This window comes from Paenibacillus lutimineralis, from assembly GCF_003991425.1.
GTDB lineage: Bacteria > Bacillota > Bacilli > Paenibacillales > Paenibacillaceae > Fontibacillus > Fontibacillus lutimineralis.
The window spans coordinates 2,781,496-2,797,947 of sequence record NZ_CP034346.1 but is presented as its reverse complement, the minus strand read 5'-3'; the positions used below and the strand labels follow the sequence as shown (position 1 = coordinate 2,797,947).

The following is a 16,452-nucleotide window of genomic DNA, read 5'->3' as shown; positions in this document are numbered from 1 at the left end:
CTGTTGTGTTACGTTTTTTTACTTTTATAACAGGTATTCGAGTTTGTTATGTTGTAATTATGGCAATGCAATCTGTATTCTCCCTGTAGTCAACCTGTAGTTTGTCTGCAGATGCGGAAAAAAAGACCGGCAGGAATAACCCTGTCGGTCAATGTGAAAAGGTATGGTCGCTAACATCAGGGGTGTAGACGCCTCATGACAAAATGGCTGAGGTAAAACAGATGGGCGAAACGCACTACTACGCAAACAGTTACTACCAAGGCAAGTATATTTACAACCTTAACAGTCCTGTTTTTAAAAATCTTGAACAATAAGGCATAAATTCCAATGCCAATTACCCCTCCAAGCGTGTTGTCAAGTACATCAGTTATATCAGTTCTTCCCATTGCAAAAATGAATTGTATAATTTCAAACGATAAGGTTAAACCGATAATCGGAAGGACTTTCTTTATGAAAGGCCATTTGCTTTTTAACATACAGATATAGATGCCCAACGGTATAAAAAGAAGTGTATTTTGAATAATTTCACGTAAGATTAAAGTTCCATTTTCATCGAAAGACCCTTGAAATGGAATCAGGTTGATGACTCGTATCCCGTCTGATATTTCAGGAGAATAAAATGGTAATTTGAAGAGAACAATTCCTATCAACAGCAGTATATATACTACGAACAAGGCGATTGTAAGTGTGTTTCGCTTTTCTGATTTCATTATTTTTACTCCTTATAGTTACTTACGCCTTCGGCAAGTCCATCCAAAACAGAACGCCGTCCGGGGTGTTTTCCAAAGCAAAATCAACGCCCATGGATTCCAGCGTTTTCTGAACAATGGTCAGTCCCAAGCCGCTCCGTCCGTTTTTTCCGGCTCCGCGCCTATCCACACGGTAGAACGGGTCAAATAGCTTCGGCAGCACCGTATCGTTAATCCTCGTCCCCGTGTTTAGTATGCAAAGGCGGTATTGTTCAGCCACAGGCTCGATCCATATCCGAATCTCGCCGCCTTTGGGCGTATTCTGCACCGCGTTCAATATGACGTTGGATAGTGCTTTTTGGAGCATTTTAGGGTCGGCAAGACAGGTATGCCCGTCAGGAATATCCGTAACAATACGCTGACCGTTTACCTCAGACAATGTTTGAAAGTCAGGTAGCATGTCAGCCACTGTATGCCTGATGTCGAGTGTATCAGGAACGGGTACGATTTTTCCGTCGCTTAAACTAACAATCCCCAGTATCTCGGAAATCAACTCGCTTTGCGCGTCCATCATCTTCACGCATTCGCGCAGGTATTTAGGGTGGTCTTTATAATCGCCTACATTTTCGAGCATTCCCAACAAAATACTTGTCGCCGCGATAGGCGTTTTTAACTCATGAGAAGCCGCCGAGAAGAAATATCGCTGTGTTTCCTCCAGCTCGCGCTCCCGTAGGATTTCGCGCTCTAACTTGGATATGGTTTCCTTCAGCTTGTCATACATGAAATAAACGTCGCGGGCTAATGCACCAAGCTCATCTTTACGCTCTGATGGAGGCGGGACTTCTTCGAGATTGGCCATCCTCCCGGCGCTGTCCGCGAGGCGCTTGATTGGTTTGGTCATCTGCCGCGCAAAGACAAAAGCGCAGACGAGACAGAGCGCAAGCATTACGGCAAACACGGCGACTCCACGAACGATTAAATCACGATAAAACGATTCTAATCCCGTCATACTTTGGGCAACAATGGAAAAGTTCCCATCATTATGCACGACATAATAAAAATCGCCCTCAAAACTGTCCGGTGTGTCGGCGTTCGGCGTGGCGTATATCAAGCCGCCGTCTTTATCCGTAATAATGAACTCAAAAGACTGGTTGTTTTCGTAAAAGCGCTGAGCCACTTCCGCAATGTTGCTGTTATTGTTTCTTTGAATTCGTTCCACCAAAGGCTGGTATGAAGCTATTATTTGCCGGGCCTGTGTCGTTTTGTAGAATGACCTAAACTGTTGCGAAAATAGCGCCGCCGTTACGCCGACAAGCAACAATATAGAGATTATCGTATAAGTAAATACCTTAATAAAAATCCCACGATTTTTCATGTGGATTCCTCCAAGCGGTAACCCACGCCCCGTACTGTTTTGATGATATTCTCAGGCAGCTTCGCCCGTAGGTTTTTGATGTGGGTATGCACAATGCTTCCGTCTCCGTCAAAATCATATCCCCAAACACGGGATAGGATAATTTCATGAAATAGCGTCCTGCCCCTGTTCTGAACCAATAACATAAGGATTTCAAATTCTTTGAGTGTCAAGGACAACTCCCCGTTATTATAAACCGCCTTGAAATCTTCCGGCAAAAGCGTCAGCTTGCCGCAACGGACTTCCTTCGCCAACGCGCCGCTTCGCCGGAGCAAGGCTTCCACACGTTTCAGAAGAAGTTGAATCTTGAACGGCTTTGTCACATAATCATCCGCTTCCGCATCAAACGCCTTGATTTGATTTCCCTCATCGGAAAGCGCGGTCATCATCAGAATAGGGGTATTGTTAATCTTACGAAACTCCCGCAAAAGTTCATGGCCATTCATTCCCGGCAGCAGGATGTCAAGAATGACAAGCTGATAGGTGTTGTCGTAGAACTTGGTGTACGCTTCGCCACCGTCCAAGCAAGTATCCACCTTATATCCTGCCTCAGATAAAAAGGTCTTAACTGTATTGCAGATGTGCTCATCGTCTTCGACAAGCAGGATTCGTATAGACATAAATGTATCCCTCCAAAAAAAATAACACAGCAATCTGTATTTTCCCTGTAGTTTTAAGTTGTTGTTTTTCGTTCGGATTTCAATCGGCCTCTCTGCACCCTCCGGCTCTTTCGCTTTCCCCGCCTGGAAAGCAAGCTGGTGAAGCAGCCCGTCTGCACCTCGTCAATGTGCTTATAGTAGGTATCCTTTGGAAATCAGGTACAGTATTTCATTTCCCGCTTTTCTATGTCATGGCCTGCCAGTTTAAGGGGCGCCGAATTTCTAGCTGGCTTCTTCCAACAGTTCGCCTATGGTTTTACTTTTACTAATGTGAGACAACAACTTTCCTGAAAATAGGCGCAAAAAAGCGCCATAAGTTTTTTATGGCCTATGGCGTTAGTGCCCCGCCTTACAGACAGCGGAGAACAGAAAAAAGGATATTGTTTTGGTACAATATCCCAATCTGATACTCAGTTTTTACAAATAGCATTGTCTATCCCTGTCTGCAAAGCCTTGATTTTAATGGTTTCTTCCTACCATCCCTATTGAAGCCTTGTTAAATAAGGATTTCTTGTAATGGCTATTTATTATATAATCGATCTTAGTCTTCAAGCTCAACGTTGTGATATACCTGCTGCACATCTTCCAGGTCTTCAAGCGCATCAACCAGTTTCTCAAACTGAGCTTGTCCATCTTCAGGCAAGGTTACATAGTTCTGAGCGATCATGCTTAATTCAGCAATGGTGAATTCAGTGACCCCTGCCGCATTGAACGCGTCCTGCACAGCCTGGAATTGATCCGGCTCGGCATATATGATGACCGATTCATCTTCTTCAAGGATGTCACGAACATCTACATCCGCTTCCATCAGCAATTCAAGCACTTCATCTGAAGTTTTGCCCTCTACCCCGAATACTGCTGCAGCATCAAACATATAAGCGACAGAACCACTGACCCCCATATTACCGCCATTCTTATTAAAAGCGGCGCGTACAGCAGACGCTGTCCGGTTCACATTGTTCGTCAGTGCATCGACAATAATCATTGAACCGTTCGGACCAAAGCCTTCATAACGAAGATCGTTATACACTTCATCTGCGCTGCCTTTTGCCTTGTCCAATGCACGGTCAATAATTGCCTTCGGCACATTATAAGTTTTCGCACGTTCAAGAACGACCTTCAACGCGCGGTTCGATTCGGGATCTGGCTCGCCCTTCTTAGCTGCCACATAAATTTCTACGCCAAATTTAGCATAAACCCGGCTTGTATTTGCATCTTTTGAAGCTTTCTTCTCTTTAATATTATTCCACTTACGTCCCATTTTGTTCACACCTCATTATTATTTATGTTTATTTATCGGGAACAAATGGCAGGTGGTGACGATTTATTGAGTATCAAGTTCATATATTCAACCCCAAAAGCATGATTATTACCCAGTTTATTATATATCGTACAGAAGCATGAAAACAAGCCGTTCAGCATACTCTACGCGAATTCAGATCGCTATTGGCGAATTCGTTCACATCATATTCATCTATTTGAGCAGTACATTTGGTGTACTGCGTCATCTCTGCACATGCATATGATCATCCGCTTCTTTCCAAGGAACGCTGTATGCCTGTCCTTTGGCGCAGAAGATCGATGCCGAGGTATACTCCGGATCTGCATTCTTATTATAACGCCGGCTCTCAATGACCATGTCCGCCTGATGACACGGTTGATAGCCGCCAAGCTGCATGGACAATGCCCCCTTCCCCTTTGAAAAAGAAGCCATCTCAGCACTATAGTTCATAAAGGTAGCTACCGGCGCCGTCCCACTAATATATGCCTGATCTCCATGCGCCTCCGGGGGATCAAATGAACCATGTACTTGACGAATATCCGACATTACACGACCGATCAGATCTAAATCGACCTTGATCTTAAATGTATAATAAGGTTCCAACAGGATATTCTCAGCTTTCTCAAGTCCTTGCCGCAGCGCTCGATGCGTCGCCTCGCGGAAATCTCCACCGCTCGTATGCTTGTTATGAGCTCGTCCATTCAGCAAAGTCACAACCACATCTGTAAGCGGCGATCCGGTCAACAGACCGTGATGCTCACGCTCTAACACATGCTGGCCAATCAAATTCTGATAACCTGTGCTTAAGTGATCGGGATGACACTTATTTTGGAACACTACCCCGCTATCCCGCGGCCCAGGCTCAAGCTTCATATGAACCTCCGCATAATGACCCAGCGGCTCAAAATGGCCACAACCATATACTTCGTCCGCAATCGTCTCTTTATATAATATCTCCGGCGTGCCGAATGTGACCTTCAGCTTGAAGCGCTCCATAACGACCTGCTCCAGTACTTCAAGCTGAATCGCCCCCATCACATGGATATACAGCTCCTGCAGAGCTTCATCCCAGATGACATTTAACGAAGGATCCTCGTCGCCCAGCATTTGAAAATAACGCTGTACCTCTCGGGCAGACAGCTTCGGATCGAACAGAACCTTGGACTTGAGCGCCGGCACGAGTTCATACTTGGCACGTTGCTGCAGCTCTCCCAATCCATCGCCGACAGCTGCTGCCGACAGCCCGGTTACCGCGATCAGCTGCCCTGCTTCAGCTTCCTCGACAATTGTAAACTTCTCGCCGTTATAGATACGTAATGAGGTAACTTTCTCCTGTACCTCTTCACCGCTGCTGCTCACATAATTTACTTCATCACGGACCCTCAGATTACCCGCCGTAATCTTCAGGAAGGTAAGTCTTGTTCCTTGCAGCTCATGCCGTATTTTATAGACTCTGGCCGCGAATGCAGCCTGCCGATTATAAGTAGTACTGGTTAGCAGCTCTAGATTATAAAGAAAATCGTCTATTCCTTGAGCCATCAGTGCCGAACCGGACATGACCGGGAACAATTCGCTCTTCTTGATCAGTCTAGCCATCACTGCTACAATTGCATCTTCATCATAATCGCCCTCTAGATAATCCTCTAGCAACTGTTCATCATGCTCGGCGACTGCAGCCACTAGCTCCTCTTCGAGATTCGCAGCGCTTAATGGTCCATTCACTCTTACTACATCTGGGGTTAACTGCCGATGGATTTGCTCCAGAACTGCTTCTAGATCCGCACCGGTTCGATCCAATTTATTTATGAAGAACATAGTTGGAATGCGATGCTTCCGCAGTAATTGCCAGACCGTCTCCGTATGTCCTTGAACCCCTTCCACTGCACTAAGGATCACAATGGCATAATCCATGACCTGCAGTGACCGTTCCATCTCTGCCGAGAAATCGACGTGTCCCGGCGTATCGATAAGACAATAACTGGACCCTTCATACTTCATTATCGCTTGATCAGCAAATATTGTAATTCCGCGCGCCTTCTCCAGTTCATGTGTATCGAGAAAAGAGTCCTGGTGATCCACTCGTCCCTTACTTCGAATACTGCTCGTATGATAGAGTAGCTGTTCGGCAAATGTCGTCTTTCCCGCATCAACATGTGCCAGCAGCCCAATCGTCTTATTCATCGTCCTAATCAAACCTACCACTTCCCATTTGCAAATCGTCCGCTTTGATCACGAAGTGAATCAGAAAGCAGACTCGACATCGAATCTTGATAAATCAGCTTCCATATACAAAAATTCAACTTCTTCTCCATTAATCTTGGAAAATACCGTTCCTCTCGGAACAAAGCCGTTCTCAGCATAGACCCGTCTGGCTCGCTCATTGAAGCTGGCCACTACCAATCTGAACGTACTCTGCCCGTGCTGCCTCTGTAACCACTTCAGACCTTCTTGGACGAACTCACTTCCGAGTCCTTGACCTGTGAGAGCAGGATTCATCCCAAGGCCGATGTCCAGACGCTGTTCATCTGTATAGAAGCCGGCCGCATAACCGCCGGGTACTCTGGCAGAAAGTCCGAAGCAGAAGAATCCAGCGATATGACCGGTTCCGTCTGTCACGCAGAAATAATCACCGTTCATCAGTTCAGCCAACCCTTCTTCATCAGGGTCCATATTATAAAAGTTATAGGGAGACGGATATTCCCATTGGGATATGATTACGGCCGCCTCCTTGGTCATTTCTTTAAAAGTATAACTCATCTGCAGCATCCTCCTCTATGTCCGTGCCTCTTCATCTATTCGGGCAACAACTCGTGCTATCGCTGAATCGGCCTGAATAAGCATTGGCAATGCGATAATCTCAAAACGGCTTACATTTAACAGCCGCTCTACGTTTGTTAAATTTTCTAGGATTAAGATATTATGTTGAAACAGCAATTTATGTACCTCGAATGGATACTTATCGGGAGACGGTGTATCCAGCCCAATCATTTTGACCTGTTTACGCACTAGTATCTCGGCAAATCTTTTAGTTAAAATTGGATATTTCGTAAAATACTCCTCTTGACCATAGAATTTACTATGGCCCGTATAGAGGACCACAATCTGCTGAGGCTCAATTAACGACTCATACTTCTCCTCATAATCGATAATCTCTTGTCCTGTGACATCTAGCAGACAAGCTTTACCGATAAAATATTCCAACGGGAACTCACTTAAATAACGTTGAATATCCAATAGATGCATAGGACCATCAATATGGGTGCCTGCATGCATGTTGATATCCAGCTGGTGATTGTTATAATAATCCTGCCTAATATATTTTGATTGCTGCAGTGATGTCTCCTGATCCCCGGGATATACAGGCAGACCGTTCTGTATTAAATGAGTCAGATCAATGAGCATTTACAATCCCCCTTCTAAGACCCTAATGAATGTTATTATTTCTACGCTCCACTATATCTCCTGTATGTTCCTGTTCCTCGCTGTCTCTGACTTCTCAATCGCGGTGCGAGAACAGTTTATTTATAATGGCTTATGTCACCGTGTAGTAGAATCTCCCACGCATTCCCTTCGAAAGAGACTTTACAGAGACATGCAGGATGGATGTAAGGAAGGTCCCATAAATTCTGAAGTTGACGCTCCTCGAAGTAGGCCATCAACAGCTTAACTACAACGGTATGCGTTGCGATTAGAATGGACTTGCCTTCATGCTCGTGCACAATTTCCGTAAGCTTCTTATGAGCACGGTTAAATACCTCCTGATAAGTCTCACTTCCGACCACGCCAAATTTCCCTGGATCCTTCCAGAAATATTCCATCTGATCCGGGTATACGACCTCGATCTCCTCCTGGGTCATTCCTTCCCAGGCCCCGAGATTAATCTCTTTGAATTCATCCGTCTCGAAAATATCAATCTTTCTATCCGCTCTGATTAGTTCTGCCGTTCTAAGTGCTCTTGGACTTGAACTAGCATAGATAACGTCGATAGGCTCGTTCTGTAGCGCCTCACCAAGCCATTTGGCCTGCTGAACACCTAATTCCGTTAAAGGCGAATCCCGGTGTCCCTGCATCCGGTGCATCACATTCCATTCCGTCTGTCCATGTCTGACAATGTAAATATGAGTTTTCATATAGTCCCACTCCTTAAGCAACATAACTTTATATAAGGTGCATTCTACTTGATTCCTTACACAACAACAAGCCTAGATAAGGATTAAAAAAGCCTGCGGATGCAGGCCTAATCAAATTCCATTCGTATATCATTTCCACCAAAATATCATTATACCTGCTGCAGAAACTTAACCATTTTATAACGACCCGGTACGGCCTCGAATTTAAGACGGTCGCGATTGATCGTTAGCATAGGAGCATTCAATGAATCGTTATTGGTGCGCATATATTCTATTTTCTTACTCACCGCAAGCTCTATCGCTTTTAGTTTAAGCGATAACCCGATCCTTTGGCCACGGTAATCTCGCCGAACACCTGTATACTCGTTATACATGCTGTTCGCAGTCTCAAAATGCAGCAGATGAGTGACTCCGATGAATTTATTCCCATCCAGAGCCACCAGTATATTTTCTGGCTTAGACTCCGGTAATTCCAGGGTCCACTTTCTCCATTCGTGAAAATCAAAATAATCTCCGCTGATGCCAGGTATATCCTGTGTAGTCTCTTTATACAGCTCGTACAGCCTTTGTTCCCGGTCAGGATCATCGATTTCTGTAAGAGGTAAAATTGGATAACGGAGATTGATATATTCGAACATGCTCCTGTCAAATGAGTTCAGTTCCAGGACAGATTCGAAATTATGTCTCTCCTGTTCATAACCATGCTCTCTAGAAAAAGCTATAGAGCTGTCCTGATCATCGTGTACCTCATAATTCAGCTTGCTGGCGCCAATACCGTTAGCCCACTGTTCCAGCGTATTGTACAATGCTGCGCCAATCCCTTGATTCCTATAGTGCGGATTCACAATGAGCCAATGATTCAGCTCTCCGGCTGCTGTCCATGGAGCTCTCCAGGATATACCGTATCCAATGATGGCTTCATCTTCATTCACAGCAACGATCCGCATACGATCATGGCCAGTCAGCAGTCCTGATTCATTCTTCCCCAAGGTACCAACTGCAGGGATCTTCGAATCCTCCAAGGCCAAATGGTCCGCATGGGTCTCCTCAGACAATTCATAATTCAACAAATCAGCAACCTCGGTATAATCGTCTGGGGTTTGCATTTCTCGAACTGTAAAGTTCATTCCTTCACTCCTCATATAGTCGATATATCCATTTTCAACTAAATCTATCGATAAATCGAGGAATAGAACGAATATAAGTAACTATTCCACTTCAAAAATAGAGTCCACAATAATAGGCAGATTATCTCTAACCGATACCGCCCCAAACACGGATCTGGCATGCTGTCCTCGCACTTCAAACAATTCATACATTAGATCGGAAAATCCGTTGAGCACCTTATGATGCTCTTCGAAGGTCGGCTCCGCATTGACGAAGCCCTGCACCTTCACTACCCTTTTCACCCGGTCCAGGCTGCCTAACGCCTCTTTTAACACAGCTAATACCTCAATTCCGGCCTCTTGGGCATAACGATAACCTTCTTCCGTAGTGAAATCACTGCCCAGCTTACCTTTTGGGCTCGAACCGGGACCCTTGCCGGACACGAACATAAGCCCATTTACGATAACGTAGTTGGCGTATTTAGCTGCAGGACCACTTGCTTCCGGCAGTATAATTCCCAATTCATGTAACCTAGCATCTACAGCTCCCATACAAATCCCTCGCAATCATTGGTCAAATTGCTCTGCTTCGCCTGCCTTTATAATCTCCCTTTTCATGAACCCGGCAAATTCAGTCAACAGCCCAGGATCATGCTTTAACTCCGAGTCAACTGTACCTTTATATTCCGTAAGGCATTTCCAGATCAAATCTTTGTATTGTACCGGCAGCGCTTGAGCTCCCCATTCCCCGCCTTCCTGTTTGGAGGAGATCCTCCCCTCCTTCAAGAACAGCAGAACCCGGCATAAATTCAGCGTAAAATATACCGGATTCTCTATGATGCCCTCCGTCGCGTCCTCAACATCCCCTAGTATCGACTGGACATAATATCTGCTATCTATTGGTTCAAAGACTTCTTTGACCGGTTGACCGTATAATGTAATTCCCCTGTAATAAGTGATCATGATATGAGCCGCTAGATCCGGATCTTCAAAGCCACCGCACAAATAACCATGATCCGATCGATATCTGTCCCTGTGAGCTGCTGAATAATGCAATTCAAACGGTGTTGGATAAATAAAGTTGGATAAACAGATTTCCAATATTACACTGAGTTCAATTCCTGCGGCACCCTGAGGCAAAATAGATTCAATCTCGATCAGTCGCTTAGCTATTCTGCGGTAGCATTCTGCAGACTCGGGTCTGCGGAGTACCACCAGAAGATCCAGATCGCTCTTGTTCGGATTGAAGCATCCCATCGCCATAGATCCGTGCAAATATACACCAACTAGATTGCTCTCTGCTTCCTCCAGGAAAAGCTCAACGATTTGCTGGAGCAATTCCTCCTGCTTCATGTCCATCGGACAGATCCTCCCTTGCCTACCTATCAACATTACGAACCAATAAAGTACCGAATGATTTCCGAGTCTATCTCTTCTGCCTGCTCATGGTTAATAGCATGCCCGGCATGATTAACGATTCGATAATTCAAACCGTGAGCTTCTAGTCTCTGAATCGATTTGGGATAATTGCTAAGCATATCCTGATCACCGATTAAGAAGTGCGATTTGTCCCGAATACTGGAGATTTGCTCATCGTTAAATATCGTCAGCTTGTGCTGCGCCATAGACTTATTATTGAAATATTTAAGCAAGTAATACCAATGCTTCATCAATTCCGCATTGTTCTCAAACACTGTATAATTGGGACCGGACAGCTTCCTTAACAGTCTTTTGCAGCTCCCCTCACTTGGAAACAGCGCCTCAGGCAGGAAGGCTTTCATCATCTTGCCCATCACTTCAGCTTGGCTAGCTGCGATTCCACCAGACATGCATATGATCTTGATGACCTTCTCCGGTCTCATAATGGCATAATGATAGGCTAAATACGCTCCGTAAGAGACCCCAGCCACATATATCCTTTCGATACCAAGTCCATTTAGTACTTCATCCAACCAGACGGTTTGATCGAATTTTACATAATAATCGACATTAGGCTCGCTCTTCCCGGAACCCCCTATGGCATCAACCGCTATGACGAAGAAGCGCTCAGATAGACGCTGGATATTGTATATCCACATCATCGCTGTATTGTCTGCAGTTCCATGAAGCAATAATAGCGGCGGATTCTCCTGCGCACCGGCGGTCACCACATGGGTGCTTCCGTAAGTAGTCATGATATCTTGCTCCACATATTCGACGTTCCAGTCTTCTAGCAGCCTCTCATAAGAATGATAGATGAGTTGACGACCTGCTTCAGATTTGTATCGGCGCATATTGGCTCGCTCCATTAATTCATATTTTTCTTAGGAAGAATACTGTTCAAGAAACTTGTCGTCATATCCTTGGGAACCATTTCCATGTAGATATCATCATAAAAAGCACCATTTAAATGGCATGCTCTGCTTCTTCTCCCGAACTCGCGAAATCCAGCCTTGTCGTAACATTTGTAGGCAGAGTGATTGAATTCGTACAATTTAAGCATGATATTGTTGAGATTCAATATTTTAAATCCATATTCGGTTAACAACTGAATCGCCTCTGTACCGTAACCTTTATTTCTGGCCGTCTCTTCCCCGATAAAAATACCCAACTCTGCAGTTCGATGCACTTCATTGATTGCAAAAAGGCTGCAATTCCCCAGTAATTCATCCGTCTCCTGCAGCACAATCGCATAATTGTGGTTCTCTTTCGCCAGATTCTCAAGCACATTCTTTTCCCGGAGCAAGCTATAGGATTGAGAAGCTGACCCCAATCCTAAAGACAGCGGCATGTTATTAATCCATTTTGTGTAGGTCTCTACATCCTCAGCATTTATTGGAGACAAATAAATACGGGGGCCTTCTATTTTTCTAAAATACTTCATTCGGATCCTCCCCTAAATATTGTGTACGCACACTCACACTAATCCTTCATAATGATCAACAACGGCCACAATCTATCCCACTCTTTCTTCCCGACCCGTTCCAGATAATAAGCCTGATCCGCAAAGAACGGGCTTCTTCTGACCACCATCTTGAACAGATCTTCCAATCCATGTGGGGCACAAATCATAAGTTGATCCGTCTCGTCAAGCATGGCTCCAACAGCAGTGGCCGTCTCAGGCCAGCGCTTTACTGCATCCAGCGTAGAGTGATAAGGACTTTCACCATTACGAATATGCATTCTAGCCTGGTTCTTCACCGACCATTTATCATTGCCAGTGCTACGCTTCAGTTCATCTTCTAACAGCCGATCCCGTTCTTCAGATACATCCTGTGGATCATAATAGATCACATCGATGTCACTGTATGTTCCACGGTTTCCGTATCCATGCAGACGATCCCAGACATAATTCCGAATGTATCCGGCTGCGATATAGCTCTGAGGTAAATCCAGCTGCCGTATTAGCTTCAGATCTTTGATGATCTGTTCTTCCTCACTTAAGAGTTGAATCAATCTCGTCTCTAGCATAAGGTTCCTCCTTTATTCACGATCACGAGTCTTCTTGTTCGATTCCATATATTGTAACATGGATGAACAGGTATGAGATACTATGTATACCGGATTCATGATGATTCATGCATTATCAATCTCTGAATGGGGTTACACAGACGATGGAGTAACATTGTGGGAGATACCAATCATCCTTGTTTAAATTAATGCAGAAATGCACTTATTCCGGATAATTTGTAATTAACTCAGGAAGTAGCTGCGCACATACAACTATTTCATTACTAAAACCCTGATAGAAAGAGAATTCGTCCGAATAGTTGTATATTTACAGCTATCTGCTCTATTGAGGTTATGAAGGACCAAAATAGTTGCATATTAGCACTTATGTAGTGTACGTTGCCCCAGTATGAATCAACCACTAGCTCTACCCAATATATAGCACCATTCGAGCATAAAAATAGGACGAAGCCATAATAGCCTTGTCCTATGGGGGAGCGTATCTAATCCGGTTAATCACGGCGTTGTGCCGTATTTAGTCTTGCTTGGTGGTTTGCTTATTGGTTTTGCTTATTAGAATGATTCAAATTACAGCTTCAACCACAAAGAGGGACGAACGCCGCCTTTACATTCGCCATCGCTGATGTTGCCTTTCAATATATTGTTGCCTTGGATACCTATATTACCGTCACCGTGGATATACACGGCTTTTACACTAACGCGGCCGGGCGACCGAAGCCACCACCACCATCCATAACCCTCAAATTTTGATTTTCTCTTGCTGTTGTTTTCGTCTTTTCTTTCAAACCAATATCTTTGATTTTTTCCTCGGTTATGCAGTTTTGAACTGCTATCACCGAAATATTTGCACACTACTTCCTCAATGCTTAATAAAAATACACTGTCTTGCGTATCTGCTCCGCCTTTTGAACCATACCACTGATTGTCAGGATTTCTATTTATTACCGGAATTATTCTTGATTTATCCGTTGCGCTGAATTTGTCATAAAATTCACCATTAAGATATTTTCTTAACGCGCAGTCTGCCCATGTTATATCTTTATAAGCATCATGGTAAGCGCGTTGTTCTATAATATCTTCGGTGATAATCAAAGCCCTATTGTTTTGTATATCAAGTACACGCCAATTATAGCCGCCGAAAGATAAGGATGAGTCAATTTTTATATCTTCCATTTAAGCACTTCTTTCTTTGTAATAGGTAATCTGCCTTACCCTTCGAACTTATTCTTACCCCTTCTCCTTAATCGGAAACAATAAATCAAGCTGTAAATCTTCCATTTTTCCGCCTTTTTGTATAAAATTATAAAAATTCAACGTTTCTTCAAATCCTTGCCCCGCAACCGTCTCCAGCGATGTCCAACGTGGGGAATTCCAGTCATTATCATATTTATCGCTTGCGTCGACCCATTCTTTTAATAAACGCCAATCCTCGAAGTCCCACGCCCTCAATACATGTGCGGCATATAACCCACCGTCAAATGTTCGTTTTACTAATGGCGCGGGTATTTCTAAGTCGTAGGGAATGGATACCCATACCTCATATACATGTGAAGGTTCTCCGATTACTGCTGCCCCCTTAGAGCAGTCAAAACCAAAACTCCGCGCGTCGGGTTTGATCTTTAGCAATCCGCTTTCTTCTACAAATTGCGTTATCATGTCAATCGCTTTACCTTCGCAGCCCTCTCCCGTTGCGTAAGCAGCAGCCACAGTCATGGGCGGCAAATATATAATCCGCACATCTTTGTCCGCCAGTTTGTTCAAATTTTCACTTGCCTTGTTTAGATCTTCCATTGACTTTTCCTCCTTGAAGTTAATTTTAGAGACAGTCAATGAATCCACAACCTCCAGTAAACTTGCGTCGTCAGGTAGCGAGAATTTCGCACCTCTGAGATTTAGATATTCGACAAAGGCTTTGATGACGCTGCGAATGGTGGAGAGCGCTGTGATTTCGTCCTCAATATCCGCAAGATTACGCTCAAAAGCTTCGATTGCAACGCGCGCTTCCGCGCTTTGCAAAATCTCGGCAATCTGTTTGAGCGGTATCCGCAGTTTACGCAGAACGATAATCTGACGCAGACGTGTGATGGTTTCAGCATCGTATGCTCGGTATGCGGAATCTTCCTTTTTCGCAGGAGTAATCAATCCGATTTGCTCATAATACCTAAGTGTACGGGTTGAGATTGAAAATTGCTTTGACACTTGACTGATCGTTTGCAGTTCTATGACTATCTCTCCTTTCGAGTAAAAATATACAGGTTAACGCGACGTTAAAGTCAAGAGAGAAACCAAAAAAACTCGTTTTAAAAACGCACGAAAAACCAAGATTATGCTTGGAGCGGATAATATAAATTTTCAAGCTCTCCCACTGTTGATATGCTCACCGCAGAAAAGAATTCTATCATTCAATGATACCTCGTAATCAGGCCTTATTCGAATATTGTTCTTGTACGTCAAACAAAACAACTCCTTATTGCTTAAACCCGCTAGAATGCCGATTTTCCACTTTATTGAATGACTTTTCTAGCATGGCTTGCATACGTAATATAAATAAGTCCGGTCCCGGGAATTCACCCGAACCGGACTTATTAATCATTTATTTTACATACCAATAACCCTTAATTCCCTTCTCTAGCCGTACCAGAGCCTCCAAATAGAAGTAGTCGCCCCAGATCATATAATCATCGGGCGCTCGATCTCCTCGAACATGATAGGAGCCATGCTTCAATAACCCTTCTGCAGCTGGAATATCCGTAGTCGCATATTTCTCTACCAGCGCTCTCATTGTGCGATCCAGAGCATCCGCGAACATTTGACGGCTGGAGTCATCCTCCGAAGTCAATTCCAGCAGCTCCAGCAATCCACACGCGGTGATCGCCGAGGCCGAGCTGTCTCGCGGCGTTCCCGCTTCAACCGGAACATCAAAATCCCAGTACACCACGTCATCCTCAGGCATATGCTCGATGAAGTATTTCGCAAGACGCTTAGAAGTATCCAAGAAGGCATCGTGCTTCGTATAACGATAAGCCAGAGCGAAGCCGTAAATCCCCCAGGCTTGACCTCGCGTCCATGTGGAGCCATCCTCATAACCTTGATGTGTACCCCCACGAATCGCATTTCCGTTAGCCCGATCGAAATAAAAAGTATGATAGGATGAGCCATCCCCGCGAACGAGGAATTTCTGACTGATCAACGCGTGCCGCATAGCAACATCATAATATCTCTGATCCTGAGTCTGTTCGTATGCCCAGAACAGCAGCGGGAGATTCAGCAGACAGTCGATAATCATCCGCCCCCCATTCTCAGGATCATCCTCAAGTCCCCAGGCTTGGATAATACCGATTTGTGGGCGCCAGCGCTTTAATAATGTCTCCGCTGCCTTCAGTGCAACTTGACGTGCCGCTTCATTTCCCGTTACTCTCCACTCCGCTACCGCCGACAGAGAATATAAGAAGCCGATGTCATGATGATCCAGAGCAACATGCTGCTCCAGACGCTCCTCGAAGTTGGTCAGATAATCCTCGGCCGACTCCTTATAGAATGTATCCTGCCCATATTCATAAGCAAGCCACATCATACCGATGTAAAATCCCTCGATCCAATCATTATTCTCTCCCCATTCGTAGCGCTGTCCCTCTATGATATGAGGCAGCTTGCCCGGATGCTTGACGATATTTTGTTTCAGCTTAACCAGTGCGTCCCCAATTGCTGCGTTCCACATCGTT

At 44.6% G+C, this 16,452-nt stretch carries 17 protein-coding genes; all 17 read right to left on the bottom strand.

The window, feature by feature from the left end:
• Nucleotides 1-176 precede the first annotated feature (176 nt).
• On the bottom strand, nt 177-710 hold the full coding sequence (locus EI981_RS11925) for a VanZ family protein (protein ID WP_126998386.1): 534 nt from the start codon (nt 708-710) through the stop codon (nt 177-179).
• 22 nt (nt 711-732) lie between these two features.
• The gene (locus EI981_RS11920) at nt 733-2,064 is read right to left on the bottom strand and encodes a HAMP domain-containing sensor histidine kinase (RefSeq protein ID WP_126998384.1); all 1,332 of its coding nucleotides are present in this window, start codon (nt 2,062-2,064) and stop codon (nt 733-735) included.
• Nucleotides 2,061-2,723 carry a response regulator transcription factor gene (locus EI981_RS11915; RefSeq protein ID WP_126998382.1) on the bottom strand — a complete coding sequence of 221 codons (663 nt, stop codon included), beginning with the start codon at nt 2,721-2,723 and terminating at the stop codon, nt 2,061-2,063. The genes EI981_RS11920 and EI981_RS11915 overlap by 4 nt, the downstream gene beginning before the upstream one ends.
• A 580-nt stretch (nt 2,724-3,303) precedes the next feature.
• Entirely contained in the window at nt 3,304-4,023 is a 720-nt protein-coding gene (locus tag EI981_RS11910) for a YebC/PmpR family DNA-binding transcriptional regulator (protein WP_126998380.1), read from the bottom strand.
• Between the two features lie 243 nt (nt 4,024-4,266).
• Nucleotides 4,267-6,225: a GTP-binding protein gene (locus tag EI981_RS11905; RefSeq protein ID WP_127004606.1), complete on the bottom strand. Its 1,959-nt coding sequence runs from the start codon at nt 6,223-6,225 to the stop codon at nt 4,267-4,269.
• Nucleotides 6,226-6,285: 60 nt separating this feature from the next.
• Nucleotides 6,286-6,801 carry a GNAT family N-acetyltransferase gene (locus EI981_RS11900; protein ID WP_162616147.1) on the bottom strand — a complete coding sequence of 172 codons (516 nt, stop codon included), beginning with the start codon at nt 6,799-6,801 and terminating at the stop codon, nt 6,286-6,288.
• A gap of 15 nt (nt 6,802-6,816) precedes the next feature.
• On the bottom strand, nt 6,817-7,446 hold the full coding sequence (locus tag EI981_RS11895; RefSeq protein ID WP_126998376.1) for a cyclase family protein: 630 nt from the start codon (nt 7,444-7,446) through the stop codon (nt 6,817-6,819).
• Nucleotides 7,447-7,562: 116 nt separating this feature from the next.
• Nucleotides 7,563-8,174: a histidine phosphatase family protein gene (locus tag EI981_RS11890; RefSeq protein ID WP_126998374.1), complete on the bottom strand. Its 612-nt coding sequence runs from the start codon at nt 8,172-8,174 to the stop codon at nt 7,563-7,565.
• Between the two features lie 149 nt (nt 8,175-8,323).
• Complete coding sequence (locus tag EI981_RS11885) at nt 8,324-9,301, bottom strand: GNAT family N-acetyltransferase (protein ID WP_126998372.1); 978 nt, start codon at nt 9,299-9,301, stop codon at nt 8,324-8,326.
• Nucleotides 9,302-9,382: 81 nt separating this feature from the next.
• Nucleotides 9,383-9,832: a RidA family protein gene (locus EI981_RS11880; RefSeq protein WP_126998370.1), complete on the bottom strand. Its 450-nt coding sequence runs from the start codon at nt 9,830-9,832 to the stop codon at nt 9,383-9,385.
• A gap of 15 nt (nt 9,833-9,847) precedes the next feature.
• Nucleotides 9,848-10,639 (bottom strand): aminoglycoside adenylyltransferase domain-containing protein, encoded by a 792-nt coding sequence (locus tag EI981_RS11875; RefSeq protein WP_227011809.1) that lies wholly within the window; start codon nt 10,637-10,639, stop codon nt 9,848-9,850.
• A 32-nt stretch (nt 10,640-10,671) separates the two neighbouring features.
• Nucleotides 10,672-11,553 (bottom strand): alpha/beta fold hydrolase, encoded by an 882-nt coding sequence (locus tag EI981_RS11870; RefSeq protein WP_126998368.1) that lies wholly within the window; start codon nt 11,551-11,553, stop codon nt 10,672-10,674.
• Between the two features lie 14 nt (nt 11,554-11,567).
• Nucleotides 11,568-12,143, bottom strand: coding sequence for a GNAT family N-acetyltransferase (locus EI981_RS11865; protein ID WP_126998366.1), 576 nt, complete (start codon nt 12,141-12,143; stop codon nt 11,568-11,570).
• A gap of 38 nt (nt 12,144-12,181) precedes the next feature.
• Nucleotides 12,182-12,730, bottom strand: a complete 549-nt coding sequence (locus tag EI981_RS11860; protein WP_126998364.1) for a nucleotidyltransferase family protein — start codon at nt 12,728-12,730, stop codon at nt 12,182-12,184.
• 567 nt (nt 12,731-13,297) lie between these two features.
• Nucleotides 13,298-13,903, bottom strand: coding sequence for a DUF6273 domain-containing protein (locus tag EI981_RS11855; protein WP_126998362.1), 606 nt, complete (start codon nt 13,901-13,903; stop codon nt 13,298-13,300).
• Between the two features lie 54 nt (nt 13,904-13,957).
• On the bottom strand, nt 13,958-14,929 hold the full coding sequence (locus tag EI981_RS11850; RefSeq protein WP_227011808.1) for a MerR family transcriptional regulator: 972 nt from the start codon (nt 14,927-14,929) through the stop codon (nt 13,958-13,960).
• A gap of 394 nt (nt 14,930-15,323) precedes the next feature.
• Complete coding sequence (locus tag EI981_RS11845) at nt 15,324-16,448, bottom strand: glycoside hydrolase family 88 protein (RefSeq protein WP_126998358.1); 1,125 nt, start codon at nt 16,446-16,448, stop codon at nt 15,324-15,326.
• Nucleotides 16,449-16,452 lie beyond the last annotated feature (4 nt).

Excerpts from the sequence above, each read along its gene's own strand:
- EI981_RS11885 (WP_126998372.1), bottom strand. The coding sequence starts at position 9,301 with ATGAACTTTACAGTTCGAGAAATGCAAACCCCAGACGATTATACCGAG.
- EI981_RS11865 (WP_126998366.1), bottom strand. The coding sequence starts at position 12,143 with ATGAAGTATTTTAGAAAAATAGAAGGCCCCCGTATTTATTTGTCTCCA.
- EI981_RS11905 (WP_127004606.1), bottom strand. The coding sequence starts at position 6,225 with ATGAATAAGACGATTGGGCTGCTGGCACATGTTGATGCGGGAAAGACG.
- EI981_RS11890 (WP_126998374.1), bottom strand. The coding sequence starts at position 8,174 with ATGAAAACTCATATTTACATTGTCAGACATGGACAGACGGAATGGAAT.
- EI981_RS11860 (WP_126998364.1), bottom strand. The coding sequence starts at position 12,730 with ATGCTAGAGACGAGATTGATTCAACTCTTAAGTGAGGAAGAACAGATC.
- EI981_RS11910 (WP_126998380.1), bottom strand. The coding sequence starts at position 4,023 with ATGGGACGTAAGTGGAATAATATTAAAGAGAAGAAAGCTTCAAAAGAT.
- EI981_RS11870 (WP_126998368.1), bottom strand. The coding sequence starts at position 11,553 with ATGCGCCGATACAAATCTGAAGCAGGTCGTCAACTCATCTATCATTCT.
- EI981_RS11915 (WP_126998382.1), bottom strand. The coding sequence starts at position 2,723 with ATGTCTATACGAATCCTGCTTGTCGAAGACGATGAGCACATCTGCAAT.
- EI981_RS11875 (WP_227011809.1), bottom strand. The coding sequence starts at position 10,639 with ATGGACATGAAGCAGGAGGAATTGCTCCAGCAAATCGTTGAGCTTTTC.
- EI981_RS11880 (WP_126998370.1), bottom strand. The coding sequence starts at position 9,832 with ATGGGAGCTGTAGATGCTAGGTTACATGAATTGGGAATTATACTGCCG.
- EI981_RS11895 (WP_126998376.1), bottom strand. The coding sequence starts at position 7,446 with ATGCTCATTGATCTGACTCATTTAATACAGAACGGTCTGCCTGTATAT.
- EI981_RS11855 (WP_126998362.1), bottom strand. The coding sequence starts at position 13,903 with ATGGAAGATATAAAAATTGACTCATCCTTATCTTTCGGCGGCTATAAT.
- EI981_RS11920 (WP_126998384.1), bottom strand. The coding sequence starts at position 2,064 with ATGAAAAATCGTGGGATTTTTATTAAGGTATTTACTTATACGATAATC.
- EI981_RS11845 (WP_126998358.1), bottom strand. The coding sequence starts at position 16,448 with ATGTGGAACGCAGCAATTGGGGACGCACTGGTTAAGCTGAAACAAAAT.
- EI981_RS11900 (WP_162616147.1), bottom strand. The coding sequence starts at position 6,801 with ATGAGTTATACTTTTAAAGAAATGACCAAGGAGGCGGCCGTAATCATA.
- EI981_RS11925 (WP_126998386.1), bottom strand. The coding sequence starts at position 710 with ATGAAATCAGAAAAGCGAAACACACTTACAATCGCCTTGTTCGTAGTA.